Consider the following 421-nt stretch of genomic DNA (forward strand, 5'->3'; position numbering starts at 1 on the left):
CTTGTCGGTCGCCAGTACAGTGACCATCCGCCCCTGTCCACTGGCCATATTGACGGCTTCCATCACCCGCTCTCGCTGAACGGTCGCGCCACCACTGCCACTGATAATCGCGAGATTCGGCATGACATCGGCAATTTTTCCCATCACGCCCTGCGGGCGCTGTTCCGGTGCGCTGAATGCCACGGTACGGTTTTCAGACTGAATACGCCCCGCCAACTGCTGCACGCTCAGTTCATCCAGCAGATGGACAGCAGAGGTGAAGGTGCCTTTTTCACGGTCGAGGGGGATAAGTTGTTGCGATTCGATGGCCACCTCGATGGCGGCCCTCGCCTGTTGAAAGCTCCCTGCCTGCGCACGGATCCCGCCCAGTGTCTTACTCAACACCTCGGAATAGGTAAATTGGGTCTTGTTATCACTCAGC

At 58.0% G+C, this 421-nt stretch carries 1 protein-coding gene; it reads right to left on the bottom strand.

Translation table 11 applies throughout. The annotated features are described in order from the left end of the window. A partial coding sequence (locus AEP37_RS26890; protein ID WP_049615704.1) for a hypothetical protein occupies positions 1–421 on the bottom strand: 421 nt, incomplete at both ends.

Source organism: Yersinia pekkanenii (assembly GCF_001152565.1).
Classification (GTDB): Bacteria; Pseudomonadota; Gammaproteobacteria; order Enterobacterales; family Enterobacteriaceae; genus Yersinia; species Yersinia pekkanenii.